Consider the following 15354-nt stretch of genomic DNA (forward strand, 5'->3'; position numbering starts at 1 on the left):
GTTGCCCAGATGCTCGACCGGTTTTTTGTTGTCAGTGCCGATCAGGTGGTGCTGAACGTTTTTTGGAGCCATGACCCCTGGCTCGTCGCCGTATCGGTGGCCCTGGCCATTGCCTCGTCCACCATGGCCCTCCACCTGGCGGGCCTGGCGCAGCGTGCGCCAGACGCCGCCAGCCGCCGCCTGATCATCCTGTCGGGCTCGGTGGCCCTGGGTGGTGGGGTGTGGTCCATGCATTTCGTCGGCATGCTGGCCTTCGAGCTGTGTGCGTCGGGCAACTTCAACCCGTGGATCACCATGGGCTCGGTCATTCCCAGTTTGCTGGCGTCCTGGGTGGCGCTCCAAGTGCTGGCGCAAGCGCAGGTCAGTACCCGCTCATTGCTTTTCAGTGGCACGCTGGTGGGTGCAGGCATTGGCGTGATGCACTACACGGGCATGGCCGCATCCGAGTTTGCTTCAGCCATGCGCTACGACGTGCCGGGTTTTCTGGCATCGCTGGTGTTTGCAGTGGTGGTGGCCTGCCTGGCGCTGTGGGTGCGCCTGCGGCTCAGCCGCGTGGCACGCATTCCGCGCTGGGCCGCCACTGCGCTGGGCGGCGTGGTCCTGGGGCTGGCGATTGCAGGCATGCACTACATCGCCATGGCGGCGTTGCGCGTGGTGTCGCCAGTGGCCGAACCGGCCGCTACCGGCTCGCATTCGGTGTACCTGGCGCTGGCCATTGCCATGATGGCGCTGGTCATGGGCCTGGTCATCACGGGGGCGAACGTGAGCATCCGGTTTCGCCAGCTGCTGCGCGAAACCCGGGCCAATGCCTCGCGCCTCAGTGCACTGGTCGACACGGCCGTGGACGGCATCATCATCATCGATACGCAGGGCACGGTGCGGCTTTTCAACGGCGCGGCCGAACGGCTGCTGGGCTGGACAGCCGCCGAGGTGATGGACCGCAACATCCACATGCTCATGCCCTCGCCCCACCGCGATGCGCACGATGGCTACCTGCGCAACCACCTCGAAACCGGCCTGACCAAGATCATCGGCTCGGCGCGTGAGGTGGAAGCGGTGCGCAAGGATGGCTCGCTCGTGCCCATCCGGCTGGCTGTGGGGCGAGTGGAGCAACCGGGCGAGCCGCTGTTCGTGGGTTTTCTGACCGACCTGACCGAGCGCAAGGCGCTGGAGCGCGAGCGCCGTCAGGGCGAAGAGCAGCTGCGCTCTCTGGTCAGCAACCTGCCGGGCGTGGCGTTCCGCTGCCTCAATGGTGGCAGCTGGCCCATGCTGTTCATCAGCGATGCGGTGGTGCAGATCACCGGCTGGACAGCCGATGATTTTCTGCAGGGCCGCATCCATTTTGGCGACATCACCCACCCCGAGGACGCCGCCCACATCGCGCTGGATGTGGAGCACGCGCTGCAAACCGCGCGGCCCTACCAGGTGGAATACCGCATCAAGACCCGCGACGGCCACACGCGCTGGATGTCGGAAAGCGGCCGCGGCGTGCCGGACACGGACGGTGCCGTGCACTGGATCGACGGCGTCATCCTGGACGTCACGGACATCAAGGCGCGCAATGCCGAGTTTGAAGGCACGGTGCAGGCCATTGGCCGCTCGCAGGCCGCCGTGGAGTTTGATCTGCGGGGGCATGTCATTGCCGCCAACCCCAACTTCCTGGCGCTGACCGGCTACACCATGGACGAGGTGATCGGCCAGCCCCACGCCCTGTTCTGCCACCCAGCGTTGGTGCAAAGCGACGACTACGCCGCCTTCTGGCGCCGCCTGGGACAAGGGGATTTTGTAGCGGGCGAGTTCCAGTGGTTTGGCAAGGGCGGGCGCGAGGTGTGGATCCAGGCCACCTACAACCCCATTTTCGATGCCGAGGGCCAGGTATCGAAAATCATCAAGTTCGCCACCGACCTGAGCCAGCGCCGGGCGATGGAGGAGGCCCTGCGCACCGCCAAGGACCGGGCCGAGCAGGCCGCCGCCGCGCGCAGCACCTTCCTGGCGAACATGAGCCACGAGATTCGCACCCCCATGAACGCCATCATCGGCTTCACCGAGGCGCTGCTCGACTCGCACCTGGAAAGCACGCAGCGCCGCCACCTGGGCACCGTGCACCACGCGGCGCGATCCATGCTGCGGCTGCTCAACGACATTCTGGACACCGCCAAGCTCGAGAAAGGCGCCGTGGAGCTGGAGATCGAGGCCTTCAGCCTGCGCGAGCTGTGCGACCAGATCCTGGCCTCGCTGCGCATCACCGCGGCCAAGAAGGGCCTGTCCCTGGGGCTGGACTACCCGCCCTCCGTGGCGGAGTTCTGGCAGGGCGATGCCTTTCGCATCCAGCAGATTCTGCTCAACCTCCTTGGCAACGCGATCAAGTTCACCCACGAAGGCAGCGTCACGCTGCGGGTCTCGGGCAGCGATGGCCACCTGCTGTTCGAGGTGGTCGACACCGGCATCGGCATCGACGAGGCAGGTCTCAAGCGCATCTTCGACCCGTTCTCGCAGGCCGATGCGTCCACCACGCGCCGCTACGGTGGCACGGGGCTGGGCACTACCATCGCGCGCCAGCTCACCGAACTCATGGGTGGCCACATCGCCGTGGCCAGCCAGATAGGGCAGGGCAGCACGTTCAGCGTGCGGCTGCCGCTGCAGGTGGCCTCCGAACACGACGGGGACCCCCACACGGCCGCCGTGCGCACCAAACCCCGCCTGGCGCTGCCCCCGCTGCGCGTGCTGGCGGTAGACGACGTGCCCGCCAACCTGGAACTGCTGGACATCACCCTGCAGCGCGGTGGCCACAAAGTGGTGCAGGCCCACAGCGGAGCCGATGCCCTGCAGGCCTTTGAAAATGAGCGCTTCGACGTGGTTCTGATGGACCTGCAGATGCCAGACATGGACGGCCTGGAGGCCACGCGCCACATGCGCACCTTCGAGCAGACGCAGCGCCGCAAGCCCACCGCCATCGTGGCCCTGTCGGCCAGCGTGCTGGAGCAAGACCGCCGCAACGCGCGGGCGGCCGGCATGGACGGCTTTGCCAGCAAGCCCATCGAGCCGCTGCGCCTGATGGGAGAAATCGCACGCGTCATCGGCCTGCACGGGTTGGTGGACGACGCACCGCCCATCACCGGCTCGGCGCCCCTGGCGGCCGACACGCCCCACGGGCGCAGTGCCCCGGCGTTGCCGGCCATCGACTGGGAGCGGGGCGTGCGGCTGTGGACCCAGGCGCGCTACCTGCGCGAAGCCATTGCCCGGTTCCTGCAAGAGTCGGATGCCACCCTGGACGCCCTGCGCGCCCACGTGGCGGCCACCGATGTGCAGGCCCTGGTGGCCGCCGCGCACCGGCTGCGCGGCGCTGCGGGCAACCTGGCGCTGACCACCGTGCAGCGCCTGGCCGAGCGCCTGGAGGCCGCCGCGGCACAACCGGCCCACGCCAGTGCCCGCACGGCGCTGATTGACGCGCTGGACGCGGCGCTGGGCCAGGTGCGCCAGGCGCTGGACAGCCTGGACGCCCCCGACGCCAGCCCGCACGGCACCCCCGCCGTGCCCCATGCCCTGGGCGCGCCAGAGCGGTCCGAGGTGCTGGCTGCGCTCAACGCCATGACGCAGGCTCTGGCCACGGGAGAATTGCCCGATGGCCCCCTGGCCGTGCTGGAGCAGCACATGCCCGCAACCTGTCTGGATGGATTGCGCGAAGCCCTCGACCGTTTTGACTTTGACGATGCGCTGGACGCCTTGCGCACCTTGCACGCGCACGTCGAGAAGATACCCGCCCCATGATGCCTGCCGAAGACCCCCGCCCACGCCTGCTGCTTGTCGATGACGAGCCCACCAACCTGCAGGTGCTGCGGCACGTGCTGCAAGACGACTACCGCCTATTGTTTGCCACCGATGGTGCCCGCGCCCTGCAGATTGCCCAGCAACAAAAGCCGCAGCTCATCCTGCTGGACGTGATGATGCCGGGCATGGATGGCTACGCCGTGTGCGCTGCCCTGAAGGCCGAGCGCGACACGGCGGGCATCCCCGTGATCTTCGTCACGGCCCTCACGGACACCGCCGAAGAAACGCGCGGGTTTGACGCAGGCGCGGTGGACTACATCACCAAACCCATCAGCGCGCCCGTGGTGCGCGCGCGCGTGCGCACCCACCTGTCGCTGGTGCGCATGGACGAACTGCGCGAAACCCGCCTGCAGATCGTGCAGCGCCTGGGGCGCGCGGCCGAGTTCAAGGACAACGAGACCGGCATGCACGTCATCCGCATGAGCCACTTCGCCCAGGTGCTGGCGCTGGCGCTGGGGTATTCGGCCGCCTGGGCAGACGACCTGCTCAACGCGGCGCCCATGCACGACGTGGGCAAGATCGGCATCCCCGATGCCATCCTGCGCAAGCCCGGCAAGCTCACCGCTGAAGAATGGGACGTGATGCGCCGCCACCCCGAGATCGGCGCCGACATCATTGGCGAACACCCCTCGGGCGTGCTACGCCTGGCGCGCACGGTGGCCCTGTTTCACCACGAGAAATGGGACGGCTCCGGTTACCCCCATGGCCTTGCGGGCGAGGCCATCCCTCCAGAGGCGCGCATTGTGGCTTTGGCCGATGTGTTCGATGCGCTCACCGCGCGCCGCCCCTACAAGGAGCCCTGGCCCATTGAAGACACGGTGGCGCACCTGCGCGCGCAGGCAGGGCTGCATTTCGACCCGGCGATGGTCGATGCCTTCATCGCGCAGCTCCCCACCTTGCTGGACATCAAGAACCGCTGGCCTGACTGACCGAACCAGGCGCCCCTGGGGTGTCGCTGGTGGCTTAGAGTAGGGCCCATGCCCGTGACTTCTCCGCCCACTCCGTTCGGCCCGCCCCTCTCGCGGCGGCATTGGCTGCAAGCCAGCGGCGCCATGCTGGGCGGGGCGCTGGCCGGCTGCGACCGGGCACCGCGCACGCTCGAAGGCGGCTTCACCGGCATCGACATGGCGCGCGGCCATGCGCTGCGCGACCTGCTGGCCACCGGCACCCTGCCCGCGCCCGCCGTGGTGCGCCGAGCGCAGGTGGTGATTGCGGGCGGCGGCGTGGCCGGGCTGGCGGCGGCGCGCTCGCTGCGGCTGGCGGGGGTGGATGACTTCGCCCTGCTCGAGCTGGAAGACGCGCCAGGCGGCAACAGCCGCGGCGGCCAGGTCAACGGCATCGCCTGCCCGCTGGGCGCGCACTACCTGCCCGTGCCCGGCGACGACGCGCGCGAGGTGCAGGACCTGCTGGAAGAACTGGGCCTGCGCGAGCGCGTGGCCGGGCGCTGGCAATACGACGAGCGCTACCTAGTCCACAGCCCGCAGGAGCGCCTGTTTTTCGAGGGCGCGTGGCAAGAGGGCCTGCTGCCCGTGCAGGGCGTGCAGGGCGTGGGAGAGGCCACGCTGGCGCAATACCGGCGCTTTGCCGAACGGGTGCAGGCGCTGGGCAAGGCCGCGCGCTTCGCCATGCCCATGCTCAAGTCTTTGGATGCAAAACGGCCGCTGGCGCCCACCCATCAAGCGCTGGATGCTATAACTTTTGCTGCATGGCTGGACCAGGAGGGGCTGGATGACCCGCGCCTGCGCTGGTACCTGGACTACTGCTGCCGCGACGACTATGGCGCGGGCACGGCGCGCGTGTCGGCCTGGGCCGGCATCCACTATTTCGCCAGCCGCCACGGCTTTCATGCGCCGGGCGACGCGGCCGCCGAAGACCGCGAGGGCGTATTGACCTGGCCCGAGGGCAACGGCTGGCTCACCCAGCGCCTGGCCGCGCCGCTGCACGACGGCGGCCAGTTGCGCACGGCCTGCAGCGTGCTGCGCATCACCGAGGGACCCCGTGGCGTGCAGGTGGACGCTTTCAACCACGCCACCGACAGCGTGGAGCGCTGGCAGGCGCAGCGCTGCATCGTGGCGCTGCCGGTGTTCATGGCAGCGCGCGTGGTGCAGAGCCCGCCCGCCTTTTTGCGCCAGGCCGCGCAGCGCCTGTCGTGGGCGCCCTGGCTGGTGGCCAACATCCACATCGACGCACCGCTGACCGACCGCCCCGGCGCCGCGCCCGCGTGGGACAACGTGCTGTACGGCGATGCCAACCCGGGCGGCCTGGGCTATGTCGATGCCGGCCACCAGCGCCTGGACCCGCGCGCCGTGCTGGCCGGCCCTACCGTGCTCAGCTATTACCAGGCCCTGGGCGATGTGCCGCAAGCCCGCGCGCAACTGGCCACCCAGCCCTGGACGCACTGGGCCCAAGCCACGCTGGCCGCCTTGAGCGTGCCCCACCCCGACCTGCCGCGCCGCGCCACGCGCGTGGACATCACCCGCTATGGCCACGCCATGTCCATCCCCACGCCAGGCGTGCTGGGTTTTTTAAGCCAAATTGGCCTTCAGCCCTTACCCAACAAGCGCAAGCAGCTATCAAACGGTGAGCGCGCCGCGTGGCTGCCCACCCCCACCACCGCGCGCCTGGCGTTTGCGCACAGCGACTGGTCGGGCTATTCGGTGTTTGAAGAAGCCTTCACGCGCGGGCATGGCGCGGGGCTGGCGGTGGCGCGGTAGCGGTGCGGGTCCACTTCGGCAGTGGTGCATGTCAGTCATCAGGGCGTCACGGCCGGTGGTTACCTTTGCGGCATTGTTTTGTTTTCCGAATGCTGTTTGCCATGCCGATCCTCTCGCTCCCGCCCCTGAATGCCACCATTGCCGCCGTGCTGACCGTGACCGCCAGCGCCTGGGGCCTGCCCGCCGCCGCGCAGGTCGCCTGACCTTCCTCGCGCCAAGCGCGCAGCACAAGCCAATGAGGGGCTGACACCCCTTGCCTGACAATCCGGTGCTTGCTTTTTGCCTGCCGCCACCGTGACCTTCCCTCCCGTTTCCCGTCCGTCGCCAGTGCGCCTGCGTGCCCTGGCGCACCGCGACCTCGCGGACCTTCTTGCCGTGCAGCGGGCCTGCTATGGCCCGGGCTTTGTCGAGAGTGCCGAGGTGTTTGCGCGCCGCCTGGCCAGCCCGGCCAACTGCTCGCTGGTGCTGGAGCGCGATGGACAAGTCTGCGCCTATCTGGCGGCCTACCGCTCCGTGCTGGGCAAGGTCACGCCTTTGCACGGTGATTTCGAGCCGACGGCGCAGGCCGACACGCTGTATCTGCATGACATGGCGGTGCTGCCCGCCTGCACCGGACAGGGCATGGCCCAGGCACTGCTGCAGTCGCTGTGGGACCACGCGGCAGCGCAGGGGCTGCGGCACACGGCGCTGGTGTCGGTGCAGGGCTCGCAAACCTATTGGGAGCAGCATGGCTATGCCCCCAGGCCGTTGGACGATGCAGCGCAGCGCGAGCGCCTGGCCAGCTATGGCGCGGGCGCGGTGTACATGGCGCGCGCCATGGCGGCGGCCACCAGTTTGCCTCCGATGCGATAAAAAGAGCGGCGCACCGCGCAGGCCAGGCCGGGTGGCAAAATTCCCGGTCCCCATTCCAACGCACACCAAAAGCCGCGCCACCATGTTCACAGGCATCGTCCAAGCCACGGCAGGCATCGCCGCCATCCACGACCGCGCAGGCCTGCGCACCTTCACGCTTGACTTCCCCGAGGGCTTCTGCCACGACTTGGGCCTGGGCGCCAGCGTGTCCACCGACGGCGTGTGCCTCACGGTCACGGAAATTCTCTCGCCCACGCAGGCCAACTTTGACGTGATGCTGCAAAGCCTGAACATCACCACGCTGGGCAGCTACCAGCAGGGTGACCGCGTGAACGTGGAGCGCGCTGCCAAAGATGGCGCAGAGATCGGTGGCCACCCGCTGTCGGGCCACGTGGATTTCACCGGCACGCTGATCGAGCGCCGCGAATTCGACAACAACCTGGTGTGGCGCGTGGCCGTGCCGTCCGACTTTCGCAAATATGTGTTTGCCAAGGGCTACATCGCCATCCATGGCGCCAGCCTCACGGTGTCGGAAGTGAACCGCGCCGAGGGCTGGTTCGAGGTATGGCTGATTCCCGAAACCCGCCGCGCCACGGTGTTCGAGGGCAAGCAGGTGGGCGATGCGCTCAACATCGAGATCGAGCGCAGCACCCAGGTGGTGGTGGACACCGTGCGCGAGGCCGTGCACGAGAGCCTGGGCCGCCTGCAACCCGTGCTGGAGGCGCTGCTCCAGGAAAAGGGCCTGTCGCTCGACGACTTTGTCCAGGCGCCCGTGGTTCCGCACTGAGAGGCTGAGTGGCGCCATAAGGCGTCATCAGGCGCCTGTCACGACCCGTGGTCATAATGCGCGCCATGCCAAACCGCTGGAAACCCAATGTCACCGTGGCCGCCATCATTGAGCGTGATGGCCGTTTTTTGCTGGTGGAAGAAGACACGGCCGATGGCTTGAGGCTCAACAACCCGGCCGGTCACCTGGACCCGGGCGAGTCACCCATCGAGGCCTGCGTGCGCGAGGTGCTGGAGGAAACGGCACACGACTTCACGCCCGCGGCCCTGGTGGGCGTGTACCTCAACCGCTTCACGCGCACGCGCACCGGCGACGACATCACCTACCTGCGCTTTGCCTTTGCCGGCACCGTAGGCACGCACCACGAATGGCGTGCGCTCGATGAAGGCATCGTGCGCACCGTGTGGATGACGCTGGACGAGTTGCGTTCCAGCGCCGCCCGCCACCGCAGCCCGCTGGTGCTGCAGTGCATCCAGGACTATCTGGCCGGGCAGCGCGCGCCGCTGGCGCTAATCCATACCGACGCGAGCGTGCTGCAAAACGCAGCGGCCCTCTGACGGGGCCGCATGGTTTGGGCGAGGCCGCCTGGGCCTCGTCGGGTTGCAGTGCCGAAATCAGTCCGCCGTCAGCTTGCGCTCCTTGATGATGGCGGCCCACTGGGTCGATTCCTTCTTCATGAAGGCCGCGAAGGCGGCGCGCGTGGTGGGCTGGGGCGTGAGGCCGTGCTTGAGCAAGGCTTCCTTCACGTCGGTATCGTTCAGCACCTTCACGATTTCCTTGTTCCAGCGGTCCAGCATCGGCACAGGTGTTTTGCCGGGTGCCACAAAGGCATACCAGTTCAACGCCTCGAAGCCCGGAAAGCCCGACTCGGCCACCGTGGGGATGTTGGGCAGGTAGGCCGGGCGCGTCAGGCCCGTGGTGGCCAGCGGAATCAGCTTGCCCGACTCCACATGCGGCATGGCCGTGGGCGGTGCGGCAAAGTAGGAAGCGATGCGTTCGCCCAGCAGGTCCTGCAGCGCCGGCGCGCCGCCCTTGTAGGGCACATGCACCATGTCGATGCCGGCGCGCTGGTTGAACAGTTCGCCCGCCAGGTGCGATGCCGAGCCCGCGCCGGTAGAGGCAAAGTCCACGCTGCCGGGTTTCTTTTTGGACAACTGGATGAATTCGGCCAGCGTCTTCACGCCCGTACCCTTGTGCACCACCAGCACGTTCGGAAAGTTCACACCGCCCGAGATGGGCCCCAGGTCCTTGAACGGGTCGTAGCTGAGCTTCATCAGGTGCGGGGCGATGGTCAGCGGGCCGACCGAGCCGAACAGCAGCACCGAGCCGTCGGGTGCGGCGTTGGCGACGAACTGGTGGGCAATGTTGCCGCCCGCACCGCCCTTGTTGTCCACCACCACGGTCTGGCCAATGTTCTCGCCCAGTTTCTTGGCGATCAGGCGCGCAGCGGCATCGGCAGCGCCGCCCGCCGCAAAGCCCACCACCAGCGTGACAGGCTTCTTGGGCGGAAAGTCCTGCGCCAGCGCAGGGTTGCAGAAGGCCACAAAGGCAATGGCCGCGGCGGCGGCCTGGATCAGGGTGCGTTTTTTCATGGTGGGTCTCCTGGTGTTGTTTCTAATGAAATGTGGCTGTAGCCCAGACCAATCGGGCGCTGGGAGCTATTGTTTTTGATGAATTTCAGTCACTACCCAGCCCGATCGGGTTGGGCTGGCGCTTTTCCACCGCGTGGCGCAACAGCGCTGCGGTGCGGAAGATGCCGTGGGCAAACTTGCCATAAGGCAGCGTGGCAAACAGCGCCATCACCGCACCCAGGTGCAGGCACAGCAGCAGCGGCAGGGCGGGTGTGCCACGGCCCAGCCACAGCGCCAGGCCGCTGGTGGCGGTGAGGAACAGCAGGGCGATGAAGCCCCGGTCCATGGGTTTTTGCGCGGCATCGCCGTGCTGCGGGTGGCGGCGCAGGTTCAGCCGCCACAGGCCGGCCGTGCCCAGCGCCAGGCTCACGCCGCCCACCGCGCCCAGCAATTTGGGCAGGCTGGGCAGGTCGTAGGGGGCTGCCCAGCCGAAGGCATAGTGGTACACCGTGGCCACGCTGGTGGCGGCAAAGCACAGCATGAAGCCGTAGAACGTGAGGTGGTGAAAGCGCCGGCGCGACAGCGTGTAGGCGTCGTCCTCGTTGTGGCAACCCTCGCCGTGGCCGCCGTCCAGGTATTTGAGGCGCAGCACGGCGTCGGTGGCCTCGGCGGCGGCGGGTGTGGACAGCGGCGCGCCGCTGGTGGCGGGCGTCACGTCGCGCCAGAAGCGGCGCACGCCCAGCGCTAGCGCCAGCGTGGCAAACAGGAACACCGGCGCAAACAGGCCCACCAGCAGGTTGTGCGGGAAGATGCCGTAGAAGCCGCCCACCGGCGTGCTCCACAGGGCGCCCACGCCTGCGCCGCCAAGCGCAACGGCCAGCACCAGGAACAGCGCCAGCCCTGCGGCCAGCGCCAGCGACAGCGTGAGCCCCTGGCGCTGGTAGAGCTGGCCCAGCGCGGGCGGCCAGGCGTAGTCGGCATAGGTTTGCCCGCGCACCTGGGCCATGGCCTGCGGCACGTTCACCGCAAACTCGTGCGGCGGCGCGTATTGGCAGGCGTGCAGGCAGGCGCCGCAGTTGTGGCACAGGTTGGCCAGAAAGTGGATGTCAGCCTTGCCGAATTCGAGCCGGCGCGTCATGGCCGGGAACACGGCGCAAAAGCCCTCGCAGTAGCGGCAGGCGTTGCAGATCTGCATCTGGCGCGCCACTTCGGTCTCGGGGGCGGACAGCACGATCTCGCCGTTGGCCAGCGCCCTGGCGTCGCGCGTCAGGGCTTCAAGCGTTTGCATCATGTACTCCTGTTTTTGTAGCTGCTTGCGCTTGCTGGATGCGCGCTGGAGGCTTGTTTGACTGTAAAGCTGCTTGCGCCGCCTGCGTACCGGCAATGCGGCCAAACGCCGTGCCAATGCTCATGCCCACCCCGGCGGTGTAGCCCTTGCCCAGCACGTTGCCGGCCATCATTTCGCCCGCCACGAACAGGTTGTCGCTGGGCTGGTTGTTGAAGCGCACGGCGGCCGTGTCGTCGGTGTGCAGGCCGAGATACGTGAAGGTGACGCCAGGCTTGAGCGCGTAGCCATAGAACGGCGCCTGGTCGATGGGCCGCGCCCAGTGCGTCTTGGCGGGCGTGACGCCTTCGGTGCGGCAGTCGTCCAGGGCGGTGTGGTCGAAGCTGCCCACGCGGCAGGCGGCGTTGTAGGCGTTGAGGGTGCGCATGAAGGTGTCCACCGGCAGGCCCAACTTGTGCGCCAGCTCGGGCAGGCTGTCGGCCTTGACGCCCGGAAACACCGGCGGCATGAAGCGGCCAATGGCCTTGCTGTCGATGATCGAGTAACCAATCTGCCCCGGCTGCTGCGCCACCAGGCGGCCCCAGATGGCGTAGCGCTTGGGCCAGAAATCCTCGCCCTCGTCGTAAAAGCGCTCGGCCTCACGGTTGACCACCACACCCAGCGACACGCAGTCGATGCGCGTGCAGATGCCGCCGTCGTAGAGCGGCGCGCGCGCGTCGATGGCCACCATGTGCGCCTGCGTCGGGTCGCCAATGCGGTCGGCGCCATGGTCTTCGAGCAGATGGCGCAGCAACACGCCCTTGTTGTAGGCCGTGCCACGGATCAAAAAGTTGTCGGCCGGCCATTCGCCGCGCTCGTTCTGGCCCCAGGCTTCGCGCAGCCATTCGCGGTTGGATTCAAAACCACCGGCGGCCAGCACACAGGCCTTGGCGGTGATGCGCTGGCCCTTCACATAGGCAGCAATGAAGCGGCCGTTGTCGATCTCGATGCGGTCCACAGGCGCTTCGTAGCGGATCTGCACGCCGAGTTTTTCAGCGCTGCGGAAATACGCATTCACCAGCGCCTTGCCGCCACCCATGAAGAAGGCATTGGTGCGCGCCACATGCAGCGCGCCCGACAGCGGCGGCTGAAAGTGCACGCCGTGGCGGCGCATCCAGTCGCGGCAAGTGCTCGATTCACGAATCACCAGGCGCGCCAGGTGTTCGTTGGTCAGGCCGCCCGTCACCTTGAGCAGGTCTTGCCAATACTCTTCTTCGGGGTAGGCATCGACCAGCACATCCTGCGGCGCATCGTGCATGCAGCGCAGATTGCGCGTGTGGCCCGAGTTGCCGCCGCGCCACTCGCGCGGGGCCGATTCAAGCAGCAGCACGCTGGCACCGGCCTCGCGGGCCATCAGCGCGGCGCACAGGGCAGCGTTGCCGCCGCCGATCACCAGGACGTCGGGGCTCATGGGCAAGTTCTTTTCATCATTCATGGGGGTAGGGGAATGTAGAAAGAACACCGCCGCTTGCGCAGGGGCCGCGCGGCATGACCCCATCACGGATCGTGATGGGTGAAAGACATTCGGCAAAAACCGCCCTTGCGTTGGGTCGGCGTCAGCAAGCCGTGGCATCCTCAGCACCCATAAAGGTATGAGCACCAAACTTCCCATCAACCTCACCGACCTGCTGCGCCAGCGCACGGTCGAGGGCGAACGCATCGAATACAAGGCCGGATGGAATCCGGATGCAATCCTCCGTACCCTGTGCGCCTTTGCCAACGATTTTGAAAATCTCGGCGGCGGTTATGTAGTGATCGGGCAGGATTGCGATGCCAGCGGTGAGCCGGTGTTTCCGCCCGTGGGGCTGGCCGACAACCAGCTCGACAAGATTCAGCAGGAGTTGCTGGCTGCTTGTCAGTTGATTCAACCGCCGTATTTCCCGGTATTGAGCCTGGAGAAAGTGGATGGGCGCAATCTGATAGTGCTGTGGGCTCCGGGTGGACAGAACCGGCCCTACAAAGCGCCGGAAGCCGTCACTGCCAACAAGAAAACCTGGCGCTACTACATCCGGCGCTACAGCAGCACGGTCGAGGCCAAGGGCGAAACCGAGCAGGAGTTATTGAGCCTGGCCGCCAAGGTGCCGTTTGATGATCGCTACCACCCGTCGGCACAGATGGATGATTTATCCAAACCGCTGATGCAGGCTTTCTTGCGGGAAGTGGGCAGCGCGCTGGCGGCAGATGCGCCCGGATTGTCGGTCGAGGCCTTGGCGCGGCAGATGAATGTGGCGGGCGGCCCCACCGAGTCGCCGTGGCCCAAGAACGTGGGTCTGCTGTTTTTCAACGAGGCGCCGGAGCGGTTCTTTCCCGGTGTGCAGATCGATGTGGTCTGGTTCCCCGAAGGCGCGGGCGGAGATCGCTTCGAGGAAAAAATCTTCAAGGGGCCGCTGGCGCGGATGACACGCGAGGCCTTGCACTACATCCAGCGCAATTACCTGCGCGAAACCGTCATCAAGCACCCAGACCGCGCTGAAGCCACTCGGGTGTGGAACTTCCCCTATGCCGCCATCGAGGAAGCCTTGGTCAATGCGGTCTATCACCGGTCTTACGAAGAACGCGAGCCCATCGAGGTACGCATCAGCCACGAAGAACTGGTCATCCTGAGCTTCCCCGGCCCCGATCGGTCGATCCGGCTGGAGGACTTGCAGGCGGGCCGGGCGGTCAGCCGCCGCTACCGCAACCGGCGCATTGGCGAGTTCCTGAAAGAGCTTGATCTGACCGAAGGCCGTTCGACCGGCATTCCCAAAATCCTCAAAGTGATGGCTGCCAATGGCTCGCCCGCACCGCTGTTTGAAACCGACGAGGATCGGCTGTCGTTCGTGATTCGCTTGCCCTGCCATCCGCACGCCGTGGGCGCAACCATGGCCACCGAGCAAGTCACAGGGGAAGTCACAGGGGAAGTCACAGGGGAAGTCACAGGGGAGGTTGAGCGCCTGCTGCGCGCGATGGCGGGCGAGATGCCCCGCCATCTGATCCAATCCACGCTGGGCCTCAAAAGCGCAGAGCACTTCCGCACGGCCTACCTCAAACCCGCATTGGCGGCAGGTGCCATCGTCATGACATTGCCCGACAAACCGCGCAGCAGCAAGCAACGCTACCGACTGACCGACTTCGGTCAACACTGGTTGAAGACGCAGCCAGGCCAAGCCGATGACTGAAGTTGGCACTTCAGTCATCCGCATTTGCAATCGGCTTGCTGCTCGAACCCCTCACCCGTCGGCTGCAACCACCAAACTCGCGCCCACCCACCGCCCCGACTGCACCAGCTCGCGCACGCAGTCGCCCAGCACCACGCGCGCTGCCAGCGCGGCGGGCGAGAGCTCGTCGTCCGACAGGCTGCACAGCGCGGCGGGCCGGTAGGCCGGGCCGTCGGTGATTTCGGCCAGCGCAAAGCGCTGCGCTGCGTCGGGGTAGCGGCCCACCGCCGCCCAGGGCTGGATGGTGCTGCCCAGGCCCATGTCCACCGCATCCATCAGCAACGCCAGCGAGTCGATTTCCATGGCCATGCGCGGTGCCACGCGCGCCTGGGCAAAGGCGGCATCCAGCCGGCTGCGCAGGCCGTGCGGGCCGGTGGGCAAAATCAGCGGCTCATCGCCCAGCTGCGCCAGGGCCACCTTGCCCGCTGGCAGTGGCTGCTGCGCCGGGTGGTGCGCCGAGCGGATCAAAAACAGGCGCTCTTCCAGCAGCGGCAGCACGCTCCAGCGGCGTGCGGGCTGGGTGTCAAACAGCACGGCCAGGTCGAGCTGGCGCGCGTTGAGCATGGTCGACAGGTGCCCCGACAGGCTGCCCACCATGTGCAGGCGCACATCGGGGTAGCGCTCGTGCATGGCGCGCATCAGCGGCACACCCAGCACCGACGCTGTGGTGGGCGACAGGCCCACGCTCACGCTGCCCGTCAGCCGCGCCTGCTGCGCCGCCCGCGCGGCCTGGTCGGCATGGCGCAGCGCCAGTTGCGCCTCGCGAAAAAACGCCAGTCCCGCCTCGGTGGGCACCGCGCCCTTGGCCGTGCGCTGCAGCAGCCGGGTGCTGAGCTCGCCCTCCAGGCGGCTGATCTGCTGGCTCAGCGCCGACTGCACCATGTTCAGGTCGAGCGCGGCCCGGCCCATGGAGCCGAGCTCGACGATGCTGACGAAGTAGCGGAGTTGGCGCAGTTCCATGGGGGGCGATGGTCGCACAGTGGGTCAAGCGGCCCATAGCCTACAGCGCTGGAATCAGGTTTTCTGGGGAATTCACCAGCGTTTTGGCGGTGAAAATCTGGGTCGAGTTTGACTTGAGTGG

The 15354-nt window shown here is 67.1% G+C and carries 11 protein-coding genes; 7 read left to right on the forward strand and 4 right to left on the reverse strand.

Annotated elements, in window-relative coordinates:
- Positions 1-9 precede the first annotated feature (9 nt).
- From J8G26_RS00545 to J8G26_RS00570, 6 genes are all read left to right on the forward strand, one after another.
- On the forward strand, positions 10-3768 hold the full coding sequence (locus J8G26_RS00545) for a PAS domain S-box protein (RefSeq protein ID WP_210567540.1): 3759 nt from the start codon (positions 10-12) through the stop codon (positions 3766-3768).
- Positions 3768-4757: a two-component system response regulator gene (locus tag J8G26_RS00550; RefSeq protein WP_087748492.1), complete on the forward strand. Its 990-nt coding sequence runs from the start codon at positions 3768-3770 to the stop codon at positions 4755-4757. The genes J8G26_RS00545 and J8G26_RS00550 overlap by 1 nt, the downstream gene beginning before the upstream one ends.
- A 123-nt stretch (positions 4758-4880) precedes the next feature.
- A complete protein-coding gene (locus J8G26_RS00555) occupies positions 4881-6542 on the forward strand; it encodes an FAD-dependent oxidoreductase (RefSeq protein WP_246881193.1) in 1662 nt (553 codons plus the stop codon).
- A 294-nt stretch (positions 6543-6836) separates the two neighbouring features.
- Entirely contained in the window at positions 6837-7394 is a 558-nt protein-coding gene (locus J8G26_RS00560; RefSeq protein WP_210567542.1) for a GNAT family N-acetyltransferase, read from the forward strand.
- An 82-nt stretch (positions 7395-7476) separates the two neighbouring features.
- Positions 7477-8181: a riboflavin synthase subunit alpha gene (locus tag J8G26_RS00565; RefSeq protein WP_210567543.1), complete on the forward strand. Its 705-nt coding sequence runs from the start codon at positions 7477-7479 to the stop codon at positions 8179-8181.
- Positions 8182-8246: 65 nt separating this feature from the next.
- Entirely contained in the window at positions 8247-8738 is a 492-nt protein-coding gene (locus J8G26_RS00570) for an NUDIX hydrolase (protein WP_210567544.1), read from the forward strand.
- A gap of 57 nt (positions 8739-8795) precedes the next feature.
- Here the strand turns inward: J8G26_RS00570 and J8G26_RS00575 are convergent, their stop codons facing one another.
- From J8G26_RS00575 to tcuA, 3 genes are all read right to left on the reverse strand, one after another.
- On the reverse strand, positions 8796-9773 hold the full coding sequence (locus J8G26_RS00575; protein ID WP_210567545.1) for a tripartite tricarboxylate transporter substrate binding protein: 978 nt from the start codon (positions 9771-9773) through the stop codon (positions 8796-8798).
- Positions 9774-9858: 85 nt separating this feature from the next.
- Entirely contained in the window at positions 9859-11040 is a 1182-nt protein-coding gene (gene tcuB, locus J8G26_RS00580; protein WP_210567546.1) for a tricarballylate utilization 4Fe-4S protein TcuB, read from the reverse strand.
- Entirely contained in the window at positions 11027-12487 is a 1461-nt protein-coding gene (gene tcuA, locus J8G26_RS00585) for an FAD-dependent tricarballylate dehydrogenase TcuA (protein WP_210567547.1), read from the reverse strand. Before tcuA ends, tcuB begins: the two co-directional genes overlap by 14 nt.
- Positions 12488-12668: 181 nt before the next feature.
- Between tcuA and J8G26_RS00590 the strand changes: the two genes are divergently transcribed.
- Positions 12669-14234, forward strand: coding sequence for a Fic family protein (locus J8G26_RS00590; RefSeq protein WP_210567548.1), 1566 nt, complete (start codon positions 12669-12671; stop codon positions 14232-14234).
- Between the two features lie 51 nt (positions 14235-14285).
- Here J8G26_RS00590 and J8G26_RS00595 read toward each other — a convergent pair whose 3' ends face one another.
- Positions 14286-15233 carry a LysR substrate-binding domain-containing protein gene (locus J8G26_RS00595; RefSeq protein ID WP_210567549.1) on the reverse strand — a complete coding sequence of 316 codons (948 nt, stop codon included), beginning with the start codon at positions 15231-15233 and terminating at the stop codon, positions 14286-14288.
- Positions 15234-15354: the final 121 nt, after the last annotated feature.

Source organism: Acidovorax sp. JG5 (assembly GCF_017939685.1).
In the GTDB taxonomy this organism is placed as follows: Bacteria; Pseudomonadota; Gammaproteobacteria; order Burkholderiales; family Burkholderiaceae_C; genus Acidovorax.

What these genes read in the sequence shown, in the direction of transcription:
- J8G26_RS00590 (WP_210567548.1), top strand. Translation starts at nt 12,669, where the DNA reads ATGAGCACCAAACTTCCCATCAACCTCACCGACCTGCTGCGCCAGCGC.
- tcuB (WP_210567546.1), bottom strand. Translation starts at nt 11,040, where the DNA reads ATGCAAACGCTTGAAGCCCTGACGCGCGACGCCAGGGCGCTGGCCAAC.
- J8G26_RS00565 (WP_210567543.1), top strand. Translation starts at nt 7,477, where the DNA reads ATGTTCACAGGCATCGTCCAAGCCACGGCAGGCATCGCCGCCATCCAC.
- J8G26_RS00570 (WP_210567544.1), top strand. Translation starts at nt 8,247, where the DNA reads ATGCCAAACCGCTGGAAACCCAATGTCACCGTGGCCGCCATCATTGAG.
- tcuA (WP_210567547.1), bottom strand. Translation starts at nt 12,487, where the DNA reads ATGAGCCCCGACGTCCTGGTGATCGGCGGCGGCAACGCTGCCCTGTGC.
- J8G26_RS00575 (WP_210567545.1), bottom strand. Translation starts at nt 9,773, where the DNA reads ATGAAAAAACGCACCCTGATCCAGGCCGCCGCCGCGGCCATTGCCTTT.
- J8G26_RS00545 (WP_210567540.1), top strand. Translation starts at nt 10, where the DNA reads ATGCTCGACCGGTTTTTTGTTGTCAGTGCCGATCAGGTGGTGCTGAAC.
- J8G26_RS00595 (WP_210567549.1), bottom strand. Translation starts at nt 15,233, where the DNA reads ATGGAACTGCGCCAACTCCGCTACTTCGTCAGCATCGTCGAGCTCGGC.
- J8G26_RS00550 (WP_087748492.1), top strand. Translation starts at nt 3,768, where the DNA reads ATGCCTGCCGAAGACCCCCGCCCACGCCTGCTGCTTGTCGATGACGAG.
- J8G26_RS00555 (WP_246881193.1), top strand. Translation starts at nt 4,881, where the DNA reads ATGCTGGGCGGGGCGCTGGCCGGCTGCGACCGGGCACCGCGCACGCTC.